We start from the raw sequence: 21,836 nt of genomic DNA, 5'->3' as shown, positions 1-21,836 counted from the left end.
TACGTCTGGTCGCCTTGGGTTCAGTCACCGCTTGCCTTCACTGTCATGATTGGAGATCGCGCCCTCCCACGTGGATCGCGGCGGCCGCGCGCAGATCGGGGTTCGAGAACAGGCTGCCCCAGCCCTGCACGCGCGACGGATCGCAGCCGGCCGCGGCAAGGCATGCCCACAGCGTCACCGCAATCGAATCCAGCACCGGGACGCCAAATCCGCGCTCCAGCCGCTCGGCCGCGCCGGCGCCGCGCATGTTGGTACAGAGCACGACGGCGGCATCGCAGCCCTCGCGCACCACCTCCTCGATCAGCCGCGCGACCTCGGCCTCGCTGACCTCGGCAAAGGAGAAATTGTCCTGCAGCGACAGATGCCGCTCGGCAAAACAGTGCAGCCCTTGCGAATTCCAGTTGGCGACGATCCGCTCCTGCACGTCCTTGCGATACGGCGTCACCAGCCCGATACGGCTGGCGCCGATCCGCCGCAACACGTCGCGATAGGCCAGCACCGTGGTACAGGCCTTGATACCCGTTGCCGCCGTGATCTCTTCGCACAGGCTCTCGTCGCGGTCGAAACCGAGCCAGCTTGCCGAGGTGCCATTCCAGGCGATGACGTCGACCTTGGCATGCGCCAGCAGCTCGGCCGCGCGAAGAATCTCGCTGGCGTCGAACTGGCGCAGCGCCTGCTCCGACAGCGCGATCTCGGTCACCTTGAAGCGCGAGAAATGCGCCGAGACGTCGTCGACGCCCGATAGCATCGCGCAGGTGATCGGCTCGAGCGCGGTATTCGACGACGGCGTCAGCATGCCGAGCCGGACGGGACGTGTCATTGGTGAGCCTCATCAAGTGGGCGAATCCTTGGCGGATTCGGCCGCATCCGTTTTAGACCGGGAGCTTGCGGCTGTAATCGATCAGGGTCGAGCAGATCAACAGCGCAATGCCCGCGGCGGCGAAATACATCAGGGCCAGGAAATAGGAGCCGGTGGCCTGCACGATGAAGCCGACGATCAGCGGCGTCGTGATGCCGGCGATGTTGCCGCCGAGATTCATGCAGCCGCCGAGGAAGCCGGACTTGCCGCGGCCCGCCAGCGCCGACGGAATCGCCCAGTACATGCCGCACCAGCGCAAGAAGAACAGCGTCGTCGACAGCAGCACCACGACCGCAACCGCGTTGGTGACGTAGGCGACGAGGAAGATCGACACCGTCGCCATGATCGCCGCGATGCCGAACAGCGTGCGGAACACGGTGTTGGGCGACCCGCCCCGCTCCCGCCAGTTATCGCCGATCCAGCCGCCGACCAGTTCGCCGACGAAGCCTGCGAAGAAGATGATGAAGGACGCGCCGCCCAGCGCCTTGATGTCGAAGCCGTGCACCTTGAACAGGTAGGTCGGCATCCAGGTCAGCAGCCCGTAGAACGTGGTGTTGAAGAACATCCAGCCGAGGCACATGCACCACACCGAGCGAAACCGGAAATACGCCATCCAGCTTGCGCCCGAAGACGGCGGCGTCGCCGCATCCTCGATCGCGTGCGCCTCCTCGAGATAGCGCGCCTCGGCTTCATTGACCGACGGATGCTCGCGCGGCACGTTGCGGATGTAGTACCAGGCCCACAGCCCGCACAGCATGGTGCCGACGCCGGCGATGACGAAGGCGACGCGCCAGGAGCTGAACGCCGCCATCAACCAGGCGATCACGATCGAGCCGAGCGCCGCACCAAGCGGCGCGCCGCCGTCCAGCAAGGTGGCGCCGCGGCCGCGCTCGGTCTGCGTCATCCAGATCGCGTTGAGCTTGCCGCCGGCCGGATAGATCGGCGCTTCCGACGCGCCGAGCCCGAGCCGGGTCAGCAGCAGCAGCATCCAGCTGGTGGACAGCGCCGCCAGCGCCTGGAAGAAGCCCCAGAACAGCGTCGCGAGCGCGATCACGATACGCGGCTTGAAGCGATCGGCGAGCATGCCGCCCGGCACCTGCATCAGCGCATAGGTCCAGAAGAACGAGCTCAGGATCAGGCCCTGCATCGCCGGATCGATATCGAACTCCTTGGCGATGACCGGCATCGCGACCGAGAGCGAGGCGCGATCGATATAGTTGATCGAGATCAGGAACAGCATCAGCAGGAAAATCTTCCAGCGCACGCCTGAAGGCTTTGCCGTATCTGCCATTGCGATGGTGGACACCTGATCGCTCATTGCTTGCTCCTCCCGACAGATTGTTTTGCCCTGCCGCGCCCCTCGTCCTTGACGGTCGCTGGCCTCTCCTGCCCTGCGTGAAGTCTGCTTCAAGGCGGCAAACGGGACAAGCACATTTTGTATTCTGCATACAATTTAGTTTATCTTATTGATATAAGTCGATATTTTATCAATCTTGCGCTTCAATTGAGCAGCCGATGATCAGGAATTGGGCGTCAGGTCAGCCGCACGAGGCAGGCGATTGCAGGGAATTGGCCCGGCGTCGCCGCTGCAACAATCGCCCGCCTCGGTGCTCTGCTCACTGCAAAAACGAGCCTAGCCCGCATGAGCGAAGCGACATGCGGGGACAAAACCAGCCCCGGATATCGCTTCGCTCATCCGGGCTACGTAGGCACGGACAGCGGCGCCCCGGGGCCGTTGCCCGGGACGCAGTGAGTGAGCTAGCGACGGATGAAGGCCGCCACCACCGCGCTGGAGGTTGCGCAGACGGCGACCACCAGGAACACCAGCGAGGTCTGGTTATGCTTGTCCATGAAGTGGCCGATCATCGGCTCGCCGAGACCTGCGAACAGGTAGGCGAAGAAGTTCATCACCCCGGTCGCGGTCCCTGCCCGTTTGTGGCCGACCAGATCCGGGCACAGCGCCCAGAACGAGGATTGCGGACCGTAGGTGAAGAAGCCGCACAGGAACAGCACGGTCATCCCGAGAACGATGTCCGAGGTCGGGATCGCGTACATGCACAGCGAGGTGACCGCGGCGAGCGCCATGTAGAGCACGATGGCGAGGTAGCGGCGCGAGCCGAACACCTTGTCCGAGACCCAGCCATTGCTGAACGCGCCGACCGCCATGCCGACCGGCAGCGCGATGCTGATCCAGCGCGGATCGATCACCGAGGCGGCGCCGGCCTTGGCCCAGTTGCCGCCGAGGAAGTGGACGGGCACCCACACCAAGAGGCCGTAACGCGCCGCGTTCTGGAAGCCGATCGCGACGCCGGCGACCAAAAGGCGCCAGTTCGACAGCACCGCCTTGTAGCGCGCCAGCGAGCCCTCATTGGCGCTGACCGCAGTTTCCGCAGAGGCGACATCGTCGGCCTCGTCATGCGGCGAGGCAAAGCCCATGTCCTCGGGCTTCTCGCGCGCGATCAGATAGAACGCGATGCCGCCGAGCAGCAGCAGCACGACCGGGATACGGAAGATCCAGCGCCAGTCGAGCTGGAAGTAGCCGACCACGACCAGCGAGGTGACGAACGACAGCACCGAGGCGAGACCGGCCGCGAATGTATAGAGTCCGTAGACCGTGCCGCGCTCGTGGCGGCCCCACCAGTTCGACAGCAGCCGGCTGCCCGGCGCCCATCCCATCGACTGGAAATAGCCGTTGATGCCCCAGAACGCGGTGAGGCTGACGATCCCGGTCGAGAGACTGGTGGCCCAGTTCATGATGAAGGAAAGGATCGCGCCCGCGCTCATCACGCGGCGGCCGCCGAACTTGTCGCCGAGATTGCCGTTGATCGCCTGCCCGACCGCGTAACACCAGAGCAGCGCCGCGCTGGCCCAGCCCAGCGCCTCCTTGGTGACGCCGAACTCGGCCTGGATGCCGGGAATGGCGAAGCCGAAGGTTTGCCGCCCGGTGTAGAAGAACAGATAGCAGAACATCGCCGCGAACAGCATCCGCCACTGCGCGCGGCGGAACGATGTCGCGAGCTCCGGATTTTGCACTCCGACCGAGCCGACGCCCGACGGACTGAACGTGATCGACATTAAGGCCTCCCCTGATTGATTGGTGATTGCAGTCGGCCGCCGCGTTGTTCTTGTTGCGCGCGTGCGGCCCTCGTTCGGACGTCCCTATGCCGGCCAGGGCAGCGAATAGGTCTTGACGTTGGTGAAGCTCTTGATCGCCTCCTGCACGCCTTCCTTGTAGCCAAGGCCGGAATCCTTGATCCCGCCGAACGGTGACATCTCGATCCGGTAGCCCGGCACTTCCCAGACGTTGACGGTGCCGACGTCGAGCTCATTGACGAACCGCGTGATGTAGTCGAGCCGGTTGGTGCAGACGCCAGACGACAGGCCGAACGCGGTCGCGTTCGAGATCCGGATCACGCTGTCGATGTCGTTGGGCACGCGGATGATCGGGATCACAGGCCCGAAGGTCTCCTGCATCACCAGCTCGCTGGTGTAGCGAATCCGGTCGACCACGGTCGGCGGATAGAGCGCGCCGTCGCGAGCGTTACCGTGCAGCAGCTCGGCGCCGTCGGCGACGGCGGCATTGACGCGGCGCTCGAATTCCTTCGCCGCGCCCTCATGGATCACGGTGCCGACGTCGACCGTCGGGTCCATCGGGTCGCCGCATTTCAGCTTGCGCGCCTTCTTCAGCACCAACGCGACAAAATCGTCAGCGACCGCCTCGACGCAGAGGATGCGCTTGACGGCGGTGCAGCGCTGGCCGGAATTCTTGGTGGCGCCGGTGACCGCGAGTTCGGCCGCCTTGTCGAGGTCGGCGTCCTCCATCACGATCAGCGGATCGTTGCCGCCGAGCTCGAGCACCAGGCGCTTGTAGCCCGCTTTATTGGCGATGTGCTTGCCGACCCTGACCGAGCCGGTGAAGGTCACGAGATCGGCGTCCGGATCGGTGATCATCGCATCCCCCATCGAATGCGGATTGCCGGTCACCACCGACAGCATCTCCGGCGGCAGCCCGGCTTCGTACAGCACGTCGGCGAGCGCGAGCGCGGTCAGCGGCGTCAGCTCGGTCGGCTTCAGCACCACGCGGTTGTTGGTCGCGATCGCCGGCGCGATCTTGTGGCTCACCATGTTGAGCGGATGGTTGAACGGTGTGATCGCCGAGATCGCGCCGAGCAGCGGGGTGCGCGTCGTGAAGATCTTGCGCGCCTTGCCCTGCGGGCTGATGTCGCAGGAGAACGTCTCGCCGTCGTCCTTGATCGCGAGCTGGCCGGCAAACGAATAGACGTCATAGGCGCGCCCGGCCTCGTAGAGCGAATCCTTCCAGCACAGGCCGGACTCGGCGGTGATCAACCGCGCAAATTCCTCCTTGCGCCCGGCCAGGATCTCGGCGGTGCGCAGCAGGATGCGCTGGCGCTCGTAGCGCGTCAGCTTCGGCTTGAACGCGGCCGCCTTGGCGAAGGCGCTGCGCACATGCTCCGGCCGCGCCGCCGGCACCGTGCCCACCACCTTGTTGGTGTAGGGACTGAAAACCTCGACATGCTCGTCGGTGTCGACGAGGATGCCCGCGATGCGCATCTGCTCATGGCGAACGGCCGGGCTCTGGATGTTCATGGCACTGTCCTTGGGGTCCGAATGCGTCACTGGATGCGGTTGAGCGCGACGTCGAAGGCGTCGAAGTTGCGCAGGGCGTGGCCGGCGGGCAGCGCGATCTTGCGGTTGGCGATCAGCGGCACCCGCTCCTCGGTCAGTCCGCCATGCGAGCGCAGCGGCTCGGTCAGGCCCGACAGATCGTGACGCGCCTCGCTGGTGCCGAGCACCTTGTGCCTGGTCGAGATCACGACGATGTCGCCGATCCGGTCCGGCGGCAGCTCGAACCTGGCGCAGGCCTCGTTGCGCGTCAGCGCGACCTCGATGCCTCCCGTCGCACGCAGCCGCGACAGCAGCGTGTCGACGTTGGCGCCCTCCGGCGTGTAGATCGTCGCGAACGAGCCGAGCGAGCCGTGATGGGCGACATAGGGATCGGTGATCGGCAGGATCACGCGTGCGGCACCCGTACCCGTCCAGTCGTCCATGACGTCCTGGAGGTAGATCACGTCGGGCTTGCCGTCGGGCAGGAACTTGTCGTTCATGCCGTGGTCGGCGGTCGCCACGATGTTGCAGCCGAGCGCATCGAGCTTCGCGAGATAGCCGTCGATCATCGCGTAGAAGTCGTTGGCGATCTTGGTGCCGAGCCCGACCTTGTGCTGGATGTAGTCGGTGGTCGACAGGTACATCAGATCGGGACGGTAGCGCTCGACCAGCTTGACGCCGGCCGCGAACACGAAGCGCGACAGATCGGCGGAGTAGACCTCGGGCAGCGGCAGGCCGACGAAATCGAGCACATCATCGATGCCGTTGGCGGCCTTGGTGGCCTGGTCGGCCTTCTCCGACGAGAACGCGATGGCGCGGCCGCTGGAATAGTCCAGACCGTACGCAAGCAAGGTGCGCAGCTTGTCCTTGGCGGTGACGGCGGCGACCTTGTAGCCGGCGTCGTGGACACCGGCGAGGATGGTCGGTGCGCGCAGGAACTTCGGATCGTTCATCATGACTTCGGCGTTGTTCGCCGTGTCATAGAAGTAGTTGCCGGCGATGCCATGCACCGCGGGCGGCCGTCCGGTGATGATCGAGAGGTTGTTCGGATTGGTGAAGCTCGGGATCACGCTGGCGGCATGGACATGCGCGCCCTCCTTCATGAAGCGCGCGAAGGTCGGCGCGACGCCGGCCTCGATCGCCCGCTCGATATAGCCAGGCTCCGAGCCGTCGAGGCAGATCACGACCGTCGGCCGCGTCGGCGCGTCGTAACGGCGCCCGTTGACGGTGATTGTCTTGCGATTGTCTTGCATGATACCTCTCCTTGTCACTGCGCCGCCGTCACGCGCTCACCGCGCTCGGCATCCGCTGCGTCTGCGCTGCCTCGATCAGCCGTTCCTTCGATCCCAGGAAGTTGCGGCCGCGCTCGCCTTCGAGCGAGTCCGCGATCAGCGCGTGCCATTCGGCGCGCTCGATCCTGTAGGCGGCCGGATTGCAGGAGATGCCGAGCCGCGCCATGAAGTCCTCGAGATCGTCGGCCGCGCGCGCGAGGTCGCTGCCGAAGATCTGCCGGAGGCTGTCCTCGCAGAGCCCGCCTGCCCCTTTGACGCTGCGCAGCACCATCGGCAGCGAGAACGAGCAGGCGATGCCGTGCTGCACGCCGTGCCGCAGCGTGATCGGATAGGACAGCGAATGCGCGATCGCGGTCTTGGTGTTGGAGAACGCGAGGCCGGCAAACAGTGCCGCCTGCGCCATGCGGCTGCGCAGCTCGAGATTGCCGAGGTCATTGGCGAGCTTCGGCAGCACGTCGAGGATGCTGCGCGCCGCGGCCACCGCGTGGTTGGCCGACACCGGGTTGTTGTTGACGTTCCAGATGCTCTCCAGTGCATGCGACAGCGCGTCGAGCCCGGTGCTGACGGTGAGGAGTTGCGGCTTGCCGAGCATCAGGCGCGGATCGATCACGGCATGGGTCGGATAGAGCGACGGACGCGCCAGCGAATATTTCTTGCCGTTGGCCTCGTCCCACACCGTGCCCCAGCAGGTCACCTCGCTGCCGGTGCCGGCGGTGGTCGGCACCGCGATGATCGGGATCGCCGCGAGGCGCTCGGCGCCCTGCTGCGTCTCCAGATAGGTCTTGACGGTCGCGAAGTCGCCGCCGGCGGCCGCGAACACCTTTGCGGAGTCGATCACCGAGCCGCCGCCGAGCGCGACGATCACCTCGGGCTGCCTCGCGAGCCCGGCAAAGCGCGCGGTCTGTTCGGTGAGCAGGCGGTAGTCCGGATTGGGCGCGACGTCGCGGATGGTCAGGACCGACGGTCCCGCCGCGGCGCGCAGCCGCCGCTCCAGCTCGTCGAAGACCGGCTCGCCATAGGTCACGAGCGCGTAGGCGCGCTTGCCGATCAGTCCCGGCAGCTTGTCGAAGCTGCCGGCTCCGAATTCGATCCTCACCGGGTTGGAATAAGTCCAGTCCATCAGCGCGTCCTCCGTTTGGCGCGAAGGTACGGCGCCGGCTGCTATTGACAAATTCATTCTACGGATGCGTTCTATTGATTATGTCAATAGTGTTCAGCCAGCTGCGCGCCTTCCATGCGGTCGCCGCCCATGGTGGCTTCACCGCGGCCTCGCGCGTGCTCAACGTCGGCCAGCCGACATTGACCATCCAGGTCAAGGAGCTGGAGGAGAGCTACGGCGTCGAGCTTTTGATCCGGAAGCCGCGGCATACCGAACTCACCGAGGCCGGCGCCGCGCTGTTCGAGATCACCCGCGGCATCATGACGTTCTGCGACGAGGCCCACGACCTCCTGGCCGCGCACGGCAAGGCGACCAAGGGCCATCTGCGGGTCGCGACCGTCGGACCGTTTCATGCCACCGAAATCATCGCGGCGTTCAAGCGCGATCATCCGGAGGTGCAGATCTCGACCCTGCTCGGCAATTCCGAACGCACCTTCCGCCACATCGTCGACTTCGAGGCCGACGTCGCGATCCTGGCGGAGGTGCCGGAGGATCCGCGCGTCACCATGATCCCCTACCGCACGCACCGCGTGATCGTGTTCGTCAACCGCGACCATCCCTGGTTCAAACGCAAATCGGTCAGGCTGCGCGAGCTGGCCGACCAGCCTATCGTGCTGCGCGAGCGCGGCTCGACCACGCGGCGCGCGTTCGAGGCGACGATGCAGGCCGAGGGCATCAGGATCGAGCCGGTGTTCGAGATCGAGAGCCGCGAGGGCGTGTGGAAGGCGGTCGAGCGCGGCCTCGGCATCAGCGTCGTCGCCGACTTCGAATTCGTGCCGCATCCCAACCTGCGCGCGCTGGAGATCAGCGACCGCACCATCAAGACCCAGTACAGCATCGCCCATCACAGCGGGCGCGGTCATTCCCCGATCATCAAGGCGTTCATCGACACGGTTCGGCGGATGAAGGGGCGTGATGCTACCGCGAGGGGGTCTTCGGCCCGGCCTTGAGTGCGAACAGCGCCAGAAGCGCGGCCAAGCTCAGAGCCGATGTGACCGCAAGCGTGTAGCCACCGAGCGGCGAGATCAGGAATCCGAATATGAGGGGCGCGAGCGCTTGAGACAGTCGCGACGGCGCGCCGAGCAGTCCCAGGCGGTAGCCGTAATCCTTCGGACCGAATATCGCCAGCGGCAGCGTGCCGCGCGCGATGGTCAGGATGCCGTTTCCGGCACCGTGCAACAGCGCGAACACCCCCGCGAAGCCACCGCCGAACAGACCGATGACGCAGGCGCCCAAGGGATGTGTGATGCAGGCCAGGCGCGCTGACCAGAGCGGATGGAAGCGCTTCAGCAGGCTCGCTTCGACAATGCGTGCCGCCACCTGCGCCGGGCCGATCAGTGCGCCCGCCGCGATCGCCTGCGCCGGCGTCGCACCGAGCGACTCCAGAATTCGCGGCAGATGAACCGCCATCGCCGACGTCACGCTCCAGGCGGCGGCGAAGGCAAAGGCGAGCAACACCATCGCGCGATCGATGGCAATGTGCGGCTTCGGCGTGTCGGCCGCGATCCGATGCTCCCGCTTTAGCCCGGGGATCAGGAGGCCGTTGAGCGGCAAGCAGATCAGGATGTGCGCAGCGGCCCAGCCGAAGCAGGTCCAGCGCCAGCCGATGGTTGCGAGCCCCCACGCACTCAGCGGCCAGCCGATCGTGCTGGCAAAGCCCGCGATCAGGGTAATGCCGGTGATGGAGCGACGGGCGGCGTTGCCGTAGATGCGCCCGAGCGCCGCGAAGGCTGCATCATACAGGCCAAGACCCATGCCGACGCCGAGCAACAGCCAGCTCACCGCCATCAGCACGCCGCCCTGCGACAGCCCGAGCAGGATCAGACCGGACGCCAGGATGAGGTTGGACGCGCAGAGCACTTCGCGTCCGCCCATCCGGTCGATCTGGCGGCCGACGCGCGGACCGAGCAGCCCGGAGATCACGAGCGCCATCGAGAACGCGGCGAACAGCCAGTTCGTCGAGATGCCGAGGTCCCGCGCGATCGAGTCCGCGAGGATGGCAGGCAGATAATAGCTCGACGCCCAGGCAAGGGTTTGCGTGGTCCCGAGCGCAACAATCAGGACGTTGTCTGCACGGCGGCTCATCCGGCGCGCGCACCCGGCGTCCTGGACGGAACCACTTCTCCGTCTTCCTTGACGAACTGGCCAATGTCCGTGGCGAGAAGGTCAAGCACGACCTCGGACGGCCGGCACAGTTTCACGCCGTTCGGCGAGACCACGATCGGCCGATTGATCAGGATCGGATGCGCGATCATGAAATCGATCAACTCGTCGTCGCTCCATTTCGGATTGGCAAGGTCGAGCGCTGCATAAGGCGTGCCTTTCTCGCGGAGCAGCGCGCGGGGCGTCATGCCCATGGCCTTGATCAGGGAGATCAGCGTGTCGCGCGCGGGCGGCGTCTTGAGATACTCGACGATCTCCGGCTCCTCCCCGCTTTGGCGGATCATGGCCAGCGCGTTGCGCGACGTCCCGCAAGCGGGATTGTGGTAAATCGTGATCGTCATCGGATTGCTTCCATCTTCGTTTCGCTCTGCCGCAGGAGCCACGTCATCAGCGCCAGCGCGGCCATCGCCCCCAGAATCTCGGCGACGATGAATCCCGGCAGGTCCTGCGCGCGGATACCGGAAAACGTATCGGTGAATGATCGCGCGATGGCAACGGCTGGGTTGGCGAAAGACGTGGAGGCGGTGAACCAGTAGGCGGCGGTGATGTAGAGCCCGACCAGCCATGGGATAGCGGCCTCGCGAAACCGCAGGCCACCGATGATCGTTGCGACCAGTCCGAACGCGGCAACGAATTCCGCAAACCACTGCGGGAACCCGGTCCTCGCCCTGGCGGAGAACTCCAGGAGCGGCAGGCCGAACATGGCATGCGCGACCATCGCACCCAGGATTCCCCCGAGCACCTGCGCCGCGACGTACTGCGCCGCGTGCGGCAGGCGGAGTTCGCCCTTGAGCGTGAACACCAGCGTAACCGCCGGATTGAAGTGCGCGCCGGATATCGGTCCAAGGATCGTGATCAGCACCACCAGGATGGCACCGGTCGGCAGCGTATTGCCGAGCAGCGCCAGCGCCACGTCCTTGGTCAGGGTTTCTGCCATGATGCCGGAGCCAACGACGGTCGCGACCAGAAGCAACGTGCCGAGACCTTCGGCCACAAGGCGCCGTGGCAGATCGAAATCGCGCATCAGACGCGCGCCTTCTTCTTGCTCGTGGAAGGCTTGCACTGGGCGGCGGCGAGCGCCGGCGCGCAGATCTCCGGGTGGCCCGCGCAGCAATCCTTCATCAGGAAGGCAATGAGGTCGCGCAAACCGGTGAAATCCGCCGAGTAGATGATCGAGCGCGCCTCGCGGCGCGGCAGGATCATGCCGGCGTGTTCGAGGTCCTTCAGATGGAACGACACGTTGGATGGCGACACCTCGACCGCCTCGGCAATCGCCCCCGCGGCCATCCCCTCAGGACCGGCCTTGACCAGCAATCGCACGATCCGCAGCCGCGTTTCCTGCGACAGCGCGGCAAACGCGGTTCGGGCTTGACGCTCCTCCATCTTTCGATAATCCTACAATTCAATAATCATTGGAATGAGGATAGCAGCCATGGACACGCTTGCCAATACCCGTTCGATCGTCGGCGCCCTGCTTCCGGTGGAAGAGCTGTCATCCGCGGCCCTCCTTTCCGGCCTTGAGGCGCACAAGGAGAAACCGCTGATCTTCAGCTACGACGGCCGGGACGTCCGCCCCAGCTACCACGTGACCGAAGTCAAGACCGGTTCGTTCAGGGCGCTCGATTGCGGCGCGAACCCGGAGAGCTGGAGCGAGACCTTCATTCAGCTCTGGGACATCGAGGAGGAAAACCGCGGTCACATGCCGGCCGGAAAATTTCTTGCGATCATCCGCAAGGTCGACGAGGCCGTCGGCTTCGACCCGCAAGCCCGGCTGACGTTCGAGGTGAGCGACGGTGTTCGGCCGATGCAGATCTATCGCGCCGAACGCATGGATGCCGGCGACGCGGCGATCCGCGTCTATCTCTCGGCGCGCCCGTCGAGCTGCAAGCCGCGCGACCGATGGCTCCAGGAACAGCAGTCCTGCTGCGTACCGAAAGCCAAACAGCCTTGCTGCGGGTGATGGATGCTTGAACGCCTGATATGGCCAGACGTGTCACGCGGATTGGCGCTCGCGGCAAGGCTGCCCGGAAATCGCCGATCACTGAGTTGCCCGACAGGTCAAGCCTCCGAAGCAAAAATATTTCGCTTTATCAGAAGCGCAACTCAGTGTATGAATAACGCGTCTCACCCGATCGAGGGGCGCTGCGCATCGTCACGGGTGTTGCGGTGAGATGCGGTGGACGCGGCAAGCGCAACTGACGAGTGCGCATGATGCGGACGGCGAAATCGTGCAGGCCTGACGCCCTAGCGGCAGGTGTCCTCTCGCAAAGTGCGCAAACGTTTGCGAGGGCGGCGACAAAAAAGCCCAGTCTCGCCGGGGAGAGCACGTATAAGCCGTAACCCATCGCGCAGGGAAAGCCGGGTTGTTTCCGGTTACACCTGTGGTCCTACCCCCCGAGCTTTCTACCTTTTGCTCGGGGCCCATGGGTGCGATCGGCACCCGGCTTTCCCTGCGCCCTCTGTTCAAGAGAGGGCGGAACAAAAAGCAAAGCTCGGGCAGATCATGTCGCGAGAATGCGAAAGTTTGACTCCCGATCGTGCAACACACTCGCTGTCGTCCCTGCGAAAGCAGGGACCACCACAGATCGGCATTGTCGCGGGATGGTTGAACGACGAGTCCCGTTCACAACACGGGCCGCGGAGTATGGGTCCCTGCTCCCGTGCGCAATTGCGCACTAGGCAGGGACGACACCGAGATTGCAGCGATGATGGAGCGCGCCCTACCCGCTCAAGCCGCCGTCGGCTCGCTCGACAGCGCGGCGAACACCGTCTCCGGCGAATGGGCGATCACGGCGAGCAGCGCGCGGGCAGGTCCGCGTGGCGCGCGCTTGCCCTGCTCCCAGTTGCGGATGGTTTCCACGGGCACGCCGAGCTTGGCGGCGAATTCCAGCTGGGTGAGCTGGGCCCGGCGGCGCAGATCGCGTACGGCCGGCTGCGCGGCCGCAGGCTGCATCGCCGCCCGGTCGGGATGTGCGGGCACGAGCGGGATTTCCTGCCCGTCGCGCAATTTGACGATCCGTCCGTCCGCCTTGAGCCGCAACCGCTGCATGATGGCCCCCGTGATGGCCCCTTGGAGATAGCGGCATCATCGATGAAGCGCGTTAAGTTCGGATTAACGATAAGCGGCCCGGCGCGGCTCGCGCCCGAACCATGCGCCGCCCTACCCGCGAGCGCGTTACTTGAGGCCGAACCACAGCGTGGCGATGCCGAGGAACGAGAAGAAGCCGACCACGTCGGTGACGGTGGTGACGAAGGTGCCGGAGGCGACCGCGGGGTCGGCCCGCACCCGTTCCAGCACCATCGGGATCAGGATGCCGCCGAGCGCGCCGGCGACCAGATTGCAGATGATCGCAAGCCCGATCACGATGCCGAGGCCGGGGATCTTGAACCACGCCACCGCGGCAACGCCGGTGATGACGGCAAAGGCGATGCCGTTGACGAGCCCGACCATGGTCTCGCGCAGCACCACCCGCATCGCGTTGTACGGGCCGAGCTCGCGGGTGGCGAGCGCGCGCACCGCGACCGTCATGGTCTGGGTCGCGGCATTGCCGCCCTGGCTCGCCACGATCGGCGCCAGCACCGCGAGCGCCACCATCTTCTCGAGCTGGCCCTCGAACAGACCGAGCACCGACGAGGCCAGGAACGCGGTAGCGAGATTGACCAGGAGCCAGTTGAAGCGGCCGCGGGCGATGGTCCACACCGTGTCGGACAGCTCTTCGTCGCTGGTGACGCCGCCGAGCGCCTTCAAGTCTTCGTCTGCCTCCTCCTCGATCACGTCGACGACGTCGTCGATGGTGATCACGCCGACCAGCCGGTCGATGGTGTCAACCACGGGAGCTGCGACCAGGTTGTACTTGCCGAACATCCGCGCGACCTCTTCCTGGTCTTCCAGCGCGGAAACCCGGCGACGGTCCTCGTCGATCAGATCCTTGATCGGGACCGGGCGGCGCGCGCGCAGCAGCACGTCGAGCGGCACGGCGCCGAGCAGGTGCTTGTCGGCATCGACCACATAGATTTCGTAGAAGCGATCCGGCAGGTCCGGCGTGTCGCGCATGTAGTCGATCGCCTGCCCGACATTCCAATCTGGCGGCACCGCGATGAACTCGGTCTGCATCCGCCGGCCGGCGGAATTCTCCGGGTACAGCAGACTGCGCTCGATGTCCTCGCGCTCGGCCGCCGGCAGCTTCTCCAGGATCTCTTCCTGGTCCTCCTCGTCGAGACTCTCCAGGAGCTCGACGGCGTCGTCAGATTCGAGCTCGCGGACGCCCTCGGCAACCGTCTCCGGCTCGAGTTCCTCGAGGATCTCCTCGCGGACGGTCTCGTCGACTTCGTTGAGCGCCGAGAAGTCGAAATCGGTGCCGGTGATCTCGACCAGGGTGACGCGGTCGTCCGGCTCCAGCGCCGCGATCAGGTCGCCGAGATCGGCCTCGTGCAGTTCCGCCACCACCTCGCACAGCAACGGCCGGTCGGCGGCGTGGATGGCCCGGGTGATCGCCGCGACGAATTCGCCGCGGAGCTCGCCCTCCTCGTCCCGCATCGGCATCCGGGCCAGCGGATCGGCCTCGGCGGGTTCGGCAACGTCGAAATTCTCGGCCATGCCGTGTTTCGCCGGTTTGACAGGAGGGGAAAAACTGGTTGGATGAGTGCGGAACGGATTACCTAATCGGTGGGGCCCAGTGCAATGAGAAAGATGTCGAGCGCACCGCGACCGCTCCGGAAGGCTTTCGCGGCGCTGGTCGCGCTCGCGCCTATTGCACTGTTCGGCTCGGCGCACGCCGCCGAATGCCAGCGCAAGGACGCGCTCGGCACCTCACGTGTACTCGAGGTCGACCCCGCGACCTATCCGCGCGTCGGGCTGAAGAGCTTTCCGCAGACCCTGCCGCTCAGGGATGGCGAGGTCGTGCTGACCTTCGACGACGGACCGACGCCGGGGGTCACCGACAAGGTGCTGACGGCGCTGGCGGCTGAATGCGTGCAGGCAACCTTCTTCATGGTCGGCCGCAACGCGGCCGATCATCCCGATATGGTCCGCAAGATCGCGCGCCTCGGCCACACCATCGGCTATCACAGCTGGGACCATCCACATCTCAACAAACTCCCGCCGGATCAGGCCGAGGCGAACATCAACCGGGGGATCGAAGCGGTCCAGAAGGCCCTGCGCGGCACCGAGAGCAAGATTCCGAGCACGCCGTTCTTCCGGTTCCCCTATTTCGAATCGACACCCGCCCTGCTGGACCACCTGGAAAAGCGCGGTATCGCGGTGTTCGGAGCCGATTTCTGGGCCAGCGATTGGAACAAGATGACCCCCGAGGAGGAACTGAAGCTGCTCACCGGGCGGCTCGAAGGCCACCGCAAGGGAATTGTCCTGCTGCATGACCCGCAAATGCGGACAGCCGAGATGCTGCCCGCCTTCTTGAGGTACCTGCAGGAGCATAAATACCACGTCGTCCACGTCGTCCCGGCGGCGCTGAAAACCGTGTCCGACCGGTCACATTGAACCCGGGACCCAAGGTGGATTACAGACCGTTAAGGCGGCATTCATGGCGCCGCACCTAAGGATTCGTCAGTGCGTTTGGAATGCGGCCGAGATTCGATGATTGCAAACGTCCTGGTGATGATCCGGAAGCGGTCGCGGACCGTGGTCCGCGCGGGGCTGCTGGGCTGCGGCTTGATGACGCCGTATGCCGCCCTCGCCGCAGACTGCCCTAACCCCAACGCACTCGGCACCTCGCGGACCCTCGTCGTCGATCCCAAGGAGCATCCCCGGATCGGCACCATGCAGTATCCGGAGACCTTGCCGCTCGCCGATCACGAAGTGGTACTGACCTTCGACGACGGGCCGTTACCTAAATACAGCAACCAGGTGCTGGCGATTCTCGCCAGCCAGTGCGTCAAGGCGACCTTCTTCACCATCGGCTCCCAGGCCCGGTTCAATCCGGAGGGCGTGCGCAAGCTGATCGCGGCCGGACATACCGTCGGCACGCACAGCCAGAACCATCCGCTGACGATGAACAAGATGCCGCTCGAGAAGGTGCGGCAAGAGGTCGACGACGGCATCGCCTCGACGCTCGCCGCCCTCAATGGCGACAAGAGCAAGCTCGCGCCGTTCTTCCGGATTCCCGGCCTGATGCGCGCCGAGATCCCGGAGGCCTATCTGGCGTCCCAGGGCATCCAGGTCTGGAGCGCCGACTTCCCCGCGGACGACTGGCGCCACATCTCGCCGCAGCGGGTCTATGACCTCGCGATCCAGCGGATCGAAGCCAAGCGCAAGGGCATCCTGCTGCTGCACGACATCCAGCCGCGCACCGTTGCGGCGCTGCCGCGCATCCTCAGCACGCTGAAGGAGCGCGGCTACCGGATCGTTCATGTCGTGCCCGCAACGCCCGATCGCCCGGCGACGCCGACCCAGCCGCAGCAATGGTACCTGCATCCGCCGACCGAGACGGTGGCGACCACGCGCTGGCCCAAAATTCCGAATTTCGTGTTCACCGCGACGCGGACGCTGCCTGCCCCGGTGTTTGCCGACATGGATTGGCGCGATGCCGACATCCTCGACCACGCACAGCACGCCCGGGTTGCGATGCCCGTCCGCACGCTGTGGCCGCAGCCCCAGCTTGCCCGGTTCGCATCCGTCTCGACATTGCCGGTCCCGGCGTCCGACGTGTTCCGCGTTCCCGAGGCGCTTGACCTGACCCTGCTCGCAGCCCGATCGGCGGCCAATCGCCGCCTCGTGCAGCGCGCGGCAGTTGGCGTTGGCATACCGCGCGCGCAGGCGTTCTCCGCGCGCCAGGCCAGGCATCCGAAACAGGCCGCGCATCACGTGCCCGCCGCGGCGCACGGCAGAGCCCATGGCGCCCCCTTGCATGTCGCACCGCCGGCCGCGGACAATGCGTCAGTTCACGTCGCCAATAATCTGAAGAAGCGTACGCCGCGCGCCGAGGCGGCGGCGGCCGGCAGGCGCGTGCCTGATTGACGTGATCTAGCTGGCCACGATCTTGGCGACGCAGAGCAGGATCACCAGCGCCAGGAAGAAGATATCGATATAGGATTTGATCTCGCCGGCATGCCTGAGCACGGTGACATCGGCGACGATCTGCCTGCGCGAGGCGACAGCATTGGGCCCCTCGCCGGCCGCCGCGGCGAGCCGTCGCGTCTCGCCCTCCAGGCGCTCGATGCGCTGGAAGAAATAGAACGAGCGCAGGCCGGAAAAGGCGTGCATCGCCGCATAGACCAGGACCAGAATCGCGACCGTCGCGCGCTGCTCGTACTTCTCCAGAAGGTTCAGCGTGAAATAGACCAGCCCCAGGAACACGAAGTTGGAGACGACACGGTAGGCGTAGCTGGCAAAGATCATCAGGCGCTCCGGGTAAGCAAGCTTGCATCCGCGCAATCGCCAGAATCGGTGGCCGCGGTACCGGCATCTATTCGGTCGGCGTTACAGGATCGCGTCGAGCGGCATCTCCGCCTCAGCAGCCGGCTCCAAGTCTGGACATGAGTCACGCGCGGCCGGCGAGCGGCCGCGCTACGAAAACCTCAGCGATTTCAAGGATTAGTTGAGGCATGGTGCGCTCGGAGGGCGTTCGCATTTGCCGCGATTTCAATGCCTTGCCGGAAGCGGCGACGTCGCAGGGAGCATTTCCGGCGTTTGGGTGCCTTTTAGGCCAAAATCGCAGGGCCGGCTGCTGGAGAATACAACCTGGCCCAATTGCCCGGAGCCCGTAGTTCTACGGGTGGGATGGACGCGGCCTTGAATTAACCAAGGGAAATCTTTCGGTGGGTTTTCAAACTGACCCACCACCGCACCCGCCCGCTCAACGCGCCGTAGGCCAAATGGCCGAGCAGCGGATTTCTACTGCGGGTTGCAGGTTCGAACCTTGCCGGATCGTCAGTTCACTCGCCCGAGCGCAGCGGGTCTGTCAACCGCGTTGAGCATCGCTGACTCGTTTCCGGCCAAAGGCTCAGGAGCCGATGACGTCACGGGGCTTCGTTCGGGCTACCACAACAACGAGTTCCCCTAGTCGCGGGTGCGTTTGAGCCGATCCAGGCGCAGCCTCTGCGCTCTCATGCGCCTTATTTCTTCGTCGAGCGCGCTCATTATCTCGTCATGACGTTCGTTCTTCGACTTCGGCTCATCGCTATTTCGCAATTTCTTTAGCGCCTTCTCGACCGAGAGTTTTGGGGTGTCAGCCATGGATCCTCCGAAGCGATCCCTTCGATTCAAATTGGAGCTAGCAACAGTCAGTTGAGGTTCCAAGCGAGCAGGCCTTCTTCTGCGGCATGCCGCTTCTAATCGCCCGTCGACCGAACCAAGGATTCGGATCTTCACGAGTTTCACCATCGCTGGTCGTTCAGGCCTCCAAACCAGGCGCCAAAATAGCCGGCATAGAGTGGCGGCATTTCCAGGTTCATTGAGTGGCCGACGCCCGGCACGACGACCAACCGGCAGTTCGGCATCGCCGCCGCCATGGTCCGGAGGTCGGCGGGCGCGATCCAGCCGTCACCTTCGCCCCAGACGACGAGATGTGGATGCCGGATTTCGGGCATCCGCCGCTCGAGCTCGCGGCTTTCCCGCTCGCGTGTCAGATTGACGGGCGTGCCGATCCATATTCCCTCGGAGACGCCAAACGTCTGCTCCAGGATACGCTCGAACAGGGCTGGGATCGCGCCCAACCCCTCGCGGAACACCGGCACCGCATTCGGCGCCATGCTGTCCGGAAGGAACAAGGAAGAAGCAGCCGTCGCCATCATAGCGCGCGTCACCTCGCGGCTCGCCATCATCGCGCGGAACAGCCCGATCTGCTTCGCGTTGAACGCGAGCCCGAGTGGCGTCACGGGATCGAGCGCGAATACCCGGCCAAACCGCTCCGGCCGCATCAGCAACATCCGCGCCGCGATGATGCCGCCGGTGGAATGCGTCGCGAGATGACAGAATGGGATCTGCAGAGCATCCAGCGCCGCCAGCATGTCGAGCGCATGTTGCTGCATCGAGTAGTTGGTATAGTCCGGCGTCGCGGCTGGGCGATCGCTGTCGCCACAACCGCGCCAGTCGATTCCGATGACCCGAAGGCCGCTCGGGAACAAGGGGGCGGCGAGCTCGATCCAGTCCTTGCTGGCGAGATTGCCGTGGACGAAGACGACCGTGGTTTCGCCTTCGCCCCACTCCCGCCAGCCAAGGTCGACCTCTCCGGCACGCACTTTGGGCATTGCTACAGTTTGATCCTCTCGTTGCAACTCAGCCTGCTGGTCACTTATTCAAACCGGCTGTCGGATTCGGTCCGTCCGGCGTCGGCGCAACAGCCATCGCCGACACCACGCCGTTGATAATTCTGTCCGTCTCGAGCGGCGAACTGGTGTCGAGATTGCCGGTCATCACGAAATCGGTCACGTCAGCCGGAAATTCCACCGGATTGTCGGTGTGGATGAAATGACCGGTGTCAGGATAGATTTTCAGGATCGGCCGGTTGTTCGCGCGCGTCATCCGCGTCATGAACGGGGTGATGATGTCGCGACCGAGGTCCTTCAACCCATTAAAGGGCGTTCCGGGAATGAACGGCTCCTTGTCGCCGAAGGCCAGGAAAATGGGCACCTTGATGTCGGTCAGCCGCCGATACAGGTTCTTCGGATCATCCTGCTGCAACTCCGATACCATACCGTAGATGTCGAGAATGTACACGTTGGCCCATTGCTCGAGCTCCTTCGGGTTGCCCTTGATGAGGCCGACGCGCTGCTCGGTATGCAACCGCGCATACTCGCTGTCGTTCATGAAGTAGCCACTCTTGCTGCGCCCGACCACGCCGGTAGCGGGATCGCGCTTCTTGAAATAGAAGAAGTCGCGAATGTTCTGCTCCGGCCGCGCGATTTCGTTGGCTAATACCTGGGTAGGCCCCCAGACATCCTTCCACTTGTCGAAGTTACCCGCGAGCGAGGCGTCGAACAGCTTAGCAGTCTTGCCCGGTGCAATCGTTACCTCGCGTGGATATTCCTCGAGGCCCGCGGGCGCCTCGAGAATGAGGCTCTTCACCGCATCCGGATATGTCAGCGCATAGCCCAGGATCAGTTGGCCGCCCAGGGAATGGCCAAGGTAGGCCGCTTGCTTGACCTTGAGCTGGTTGACGATCACGTCATAGACCACTTCACGCATGTCCTGCATGGTCCGCGCCGGGCTCTTGTCGAGATTGCCCGGGCCCGACATGCCGTAGTGCGGCAGGTCCGGCGCGATCACGCGCAACCCACTGCGCAGGGCGTACTGCATGATATTGCCGTAGTGGCCAGCGAATGCCCCCTTGCCGTGGATGATGACCAGGACCTTCGGATCCTTGTCGGTGCCGTAATATTCATCCATGTAGCCGATTTGCCAGGTCGTGCCCTTGGCGTCCTTGGCGTTGGCGTATTTTACCGGATAGGGATAGGTGACGTAGTCCTTCCAGAAGGATTTCTTCGGGTCGATGTCCGACGCCACGCCCGGCGTGCGGAAATTCTTGTCGACGAACTGCTGCGCCCTGTCGAGACTCGCGACGTCATCCATGAACGACACGAATTTCGGGTCGTTCTTGTGGCCATTGATGATCGAGAACACGCCGTAATGTGCGACCGGGCTCTCTTCGGCAATCAGGTCGGCGCCTGGGATGTTTTCGACCGCTTTCTCGGCAAGCTTGAAGTTGAGCCACAGGTCGTTCTTGATGTGCATGACCAGGGTGCGCGACTGGATGCGACCGAGATCATTGTTGATGTTGTGAAGCTCGCCAACGCGGTTGCGCCACACGAGGTCGACGGCGTCATACAGCTTGGAGCGATTGATGACGTTGAGCCCGGCCTTCTCGTTCGGCGGATCCCAATAGAAGATTTCCGGCTGCACCGCGGTGAAAGCCTGCGTGGTCCGGTATGAAAGATCGTAACCGGTCAGCCCCAATACCGACCAGCCGAACGCCATGCCCATCAGCGGGTGCTTCTCCTTGGGCAGCTTGTAGTAGTCGCCCTTGGTCTGTTGCCAGACCGGATCCGACTCGATCGCCGCCGTCATCAACTGGAAGGTCCAGTTGCCGACGGGATCTCCCGCGTCCGATTGCGTCGTGCCTCCGATCGGCATCAGCGCGCTGACATATTCCGGATGCATGACGCCCCAGACATAGGTCTGCGTGCCACCCATCGAGACGCCGGCCGCAAGCGCGACCCTGGCGATCTTCAAATGATCGCGAAGCATCCGGTAATTCGCCTGCACCATGTCGTAGTAGGTGTACTGGGGAAACTTGATCCCGAGGCCATCGGAGGGCTTGCTTGCGCCCCAGGTCCCGAGCGGATCGACCATTACGACGTAATAGCGGTCGGTGTCGATTGGACGGCCCGGTCCGATGATCGGAACGCCCCCCGATAGGGCGGCACCCTTGACCCACTGCTCGTACATGTCGGTGGAGTCGCCCGAGTAATACGAGTTGATAACCACCGCGTTGGTGATCTCGCCGGCGGCGTTGCGCCGCGGCGTGCCAATCGCAATGTAGGCGGTGCGTAGCTTACCGCCACCGAGCGATTCAAGGGTGACGCCCCCCTCGCCGCCATTTTCCCACTTGGACGGATTGGCCAGATCATACTTGCCGCCGAGCTTGAAGTCGGCGATCTCGTAATATTGCTTCAGGCCGTCATGCTGCACTTGCGACGAGCGGCGCGTGAACGGCTGGGCGGTCGCAACCGATGCGCTGACGGCGAGCAGCAGCAGGCCAACAAAAAGACGCCTCATGGAAAG

Annotated in this window: 20 protein-coding genes; 4 read left to right on the top strand and 16 right to left on the bottom strand. The window is 64.5% G+C overall.

The window, feature by feature from the left end:
- Nucleotides 1–43: 43 nt before the first annotated feature.
- The 6 genes from ACVIYL_RS29790 to psrA all read right to left on the bottom strand — a co-directional run bounded on the left by ACVIYL_RS29790 (nucleotide 44) and on the right by psrA (nucleotide 7,897).
- Nucleotides 44–820, bottom strand: coding sequence for a maleate cis-trans isomerase family protein (locus tag ACVIYL_RS29790; protein WP_076834556.1), 777 nt, complete (start codon nucleotides 818–820; stop codon nucleotides 44–46).
- Between the two features lie 52 nt (nucleotides 821–872).
- Complete coding sequence (locus ACVIYL_RS29785) at nucleotides 873–2,177, bottom strand: MFS transporter (RefSeq protein ID WP_028336433.1); 1,305 nt, start codon at nucleotides 2,175–2,177, stop codon at nucleotides 873–875.
- Between the two features lie 440 nt (nucleotides 2,178–2,617).
- Nucleotides 2,618–3,934, bottom strand: a complete 1,317-nt coding sequence (locus ACVIYL_RS29780; protein ID WP_253608320.1) for an MFS transporter — start codon at nucleotides 3,932–3,934, stop codon at nucleotides 2,618–2,620.
- An 84-nt stretch (nucleotides 3,935–4,018) separates the two neighbouring features.
- Nucleotides 4,019–5,467 carry a phosphonoacetaldehyde dehydrogenase gene (gene phnY, locus ACVIYL_RS29775; RefSeq protein WP_253608319.1) on the bottom strand — a complete coding sequence of 483 codons (1,449 nt, stop codon included), beginning with the start codon at nucleotides 5,465–5,467 and terminating at the stop codon, nucleotides 4,019–4,021.
- Between the two features lie 26 nt (nucleotides 5,468–5,493).
- On the bottom strand, nucleotides 5,494–6,741 hold the full coding sequence (gene phnA / locus ACVIYL_RS29770; RefSeq protein WP_375166701.1) for a phosphonoacetate hydrolase: 1,248 nt from the start codon (nucleotides 6,739–6,741) through the stop codon (nucleotides 5,494–5,496).
- A gap of 25 nt (nucleotides 6,742–6,766) precedes the next feature.
- On the bottom strand, nucleotides 6,767–7,897 hold the full coding sequence (psrA, locus tag ACVIYL_RS29765; RefSeq protein WP_253608317.1) for an iron-containing alcohol dehydrogenase PsrA: 1,131 nt from the start codon (nucleotides 7,895–7,897) through the stop codon (nucleotides 6,767–6,769).
- A gap of 80 nt (nucleotides 7,898–7,977) precedes the next feature.
- Between psrA and ACVIYL_RS29760 the strand changes: the two genes are divergently transcribed.
- Nucleotides 7,978–8,886 carry a LysR substrate-binding domain-containing protein gene (locus ACVIYL_RS29760; protein ID WP_253609994.1) on the top strand — a complete coding sequence of 303 codons (909 nt, stop codon included), beginning with the start codon at nucleotides 7,978–7,980 and terminating at the stop codon, nucleotides 8,884–8,886.
- Here the strand turns inward: ACVIYL_RS29760 and ACVIYL_RS29755 are convergent.
- Genes ACVIYL_RS29755 through ACVIYL_RS29740 form a run of 4 tightly spaced genes read right to left on the bottom strand, consistent with a single transcriptional unit; the run spans nucleotide 8,855 to nucleotide 11,482 of the window.
- On the bottom strand, nucleotides 8,855–10,021 hold the full coding sequence (locus tag ACVIYL_RS29755) for an MFS transporter (RefSeq protein WP_253608316.1): 1,167 nt from the start codon (nucleotides 10,019–10,021) through the stop codon (nucleotides 8,855–8,857). The genes ACVIYL_RS29760 and ACVIYL_RS29755 overlap by 32 nt on opposite strands.
- Complete coding sequence (arsC, locus tag ACVIYL_RS29750) at nucleotides 10,018–10,440, bottom strand: arsenate reductase (glutaredoxin) (protein WP_253608315.1); 423 nt, start codon at nucleotides 10,438–10,440, stop codon at nucleotides 10,018–10,020. Before arsC ends, ACVIYL_RS29755 begins: the two co-directional genes overlap by 4 nt.
- Nucleotides 10,437–11,123 (bottom strand): aquaporin, encoded by a 687-nt coding sequence (locus tag ACVIYL_RS29745; protein WP_253609993.1) that lies wholly within the window; start codon nucleotides 11,121–11,123, stop codon nucleotides 10,437–10,439. Before ACVIYL_RS29745 ends, arsC begins: the two co-directional genes overlap by 4 nt.
- Complete coding sequence (locus ACVIYL_RS29740) at nucleotides 11,123–11,482, bottom strand: ArsR/SmtB family transcription factor (RefSeq protein WP_253608314.1); 360 nt, start codon at nucleotides 11,480–11,482, stop codon at nucleotides 11,123–11,125. The genes ACVIYL_RS29745 and ACVIYL_RS29740 overlap by 1 nt, the downstream gene beginning before the upstream one ends.
- A gap of 49 nt (nucleotides 11,483–11,531) precedes the next feature.
- Between ACVIYL_RS29740 and ACVIYL_RS29735 the strand changes: the two genes are divergently transcribed.
- Entirely contained in the window at nucleotides 11,532–12,059 is a 528-nt protein-coding gene (locus tag ACVIYL_RS29735) for a DUF6428 family protein (protein ID WP_253608313.1), read from the top strand.
- 768 nt (nucleotides 12,060–12,827) lie between these two features.
- Here ACVIYL_RS29735 and ACVIYL_RS29730 read toward each other — a convergent pair.
- Together ACVIYL_RS29730 and mgtE are read right to left on the bottom strand one after the other, a co-directional pair.
- The gene (locus tag ACVIYL_RS29730) at nucleotides 12,828–13,148 is read right to left on the bottom strand and encodes a helix-turn-helix domain-containing protein (protein WP_456780426.1); all 321 of its coding nucleotides are present in this window, start codon (nucleotides 13,146–13,148) and stop codon (nucleotides 12,828–12,830) included.
- A 126-nt stretch (nucleotides 13,149–13,274) separates the two neighbouring features.
- A complete protein-coding gene (mgtE, locus tag ACVIYL_RS29725; RefSeq protein ID WP_253608311.1) occupies nucleotides 13,275–14,696 on the bottom strand; it encodes a magnesium transporter in 1,422 nt (473 codons plus the stop codon).
- Between the two features lie 84 nt (nucleotides 14,697–14,780).
- On the opposite strand from mgtE, the gene ACVIYL_RS29720 reads away from it, so the two are divergent.
- The gene (locus ACVIYL_RS29720; protein ID WP_253608310.1) at nucleotides 14,781–15,596 is read left to right on the top strand and encodes a polysaccharide deacetylase family protein; all 816 of its coding nucleotides are present in this window, start codon (nucleotides 14,781–14,783) and stop codon (nucleotides 15,594–15,596) included.
- Between the two features lie 96 nt (nucleotides 15,597–15,692).
- The gene (locus tag ACVIYL_RS29715) at nucleotides 15,693–17,072 is read left to right on the top strand and encodes a polysaccharide deacetylase family protein (RefSeq protein ID WP_253608309.1); all 1,380 of its coding nucleotides are present in this window, start codon (nucleotides 15,693–15,695) and stop codon (nucleotides 17,070–17,072) included.
- 6 nt (nucleotides 17,073–17,078) lie between these two features.
- On the opposite strand, the gene ACVIYL_RS29710 is transcribed toward ACVIYL_RS29715, so the two are convergent.
- The 4 genes from ACVIYL_RS29710 to ACVIYL_RS29695 form a co-directional block, all read right to left on the bottom strand.
- Nucleotides 17,079–17,453 carry a hypothetical protein gene (locus tag ACVIYL_RS29710; RefSeq protein WP_057020844.1) on the bottom strand — a complete coding sequence of 125 codons (375 nt, stop codon included), beginning with the start codon at nucleotides 17,451–17,453 and terminating at the stop codon, nucleotides 17,079–17,081.
- 660 nt (nucleotides 17,454–18,113) lie between these two features.
- Entirely contained in the window at nucleotides 18,114–18,290 is a 177-nt protein-coding gene (locus tag ACVIYL_RS29705) for a hypothetical protein (protein WP_456780425.1), read from the bottom strand.
- 140 nt (nucleotides 18,291–18,430) lie between these two features.
- Complete coding sequence (locus ACVIYL_RS29700) at nucleotides 18,431–19,303, bottom strand: alpha/beta fold hydrolase (RefSeq protein WP_456780424.1); 873 nt, start codon at nucleotides 19,301–19,303, stop codon at nucleotides 18,431–18,433.
- A gap of 40 nt (nucleotides 19,304–19,343) precedes the next feature.
- On the bottom strand, nucleotides 19,344–21,830 hold the full coding sequence (locus tag ACVIYL_RS29695) for an alpha/beta hydrolase (RefSeq protein ID WP_456780423.1): 2,487 nt from the start codon (nucleotides 21,828–21,830) through the stop codon (nucleotides 19,344–19,346).
- Between the last annotated feature and the right edge of the window lie 6 nt (nucleotides 21,831–21,836).

The organism is Bradyrhizobium sp. USDA 3315 (assembly GCF_054056795.1).
This window is presented reverse-complemented; position numbering and strand designations above follow the sequence as displayed.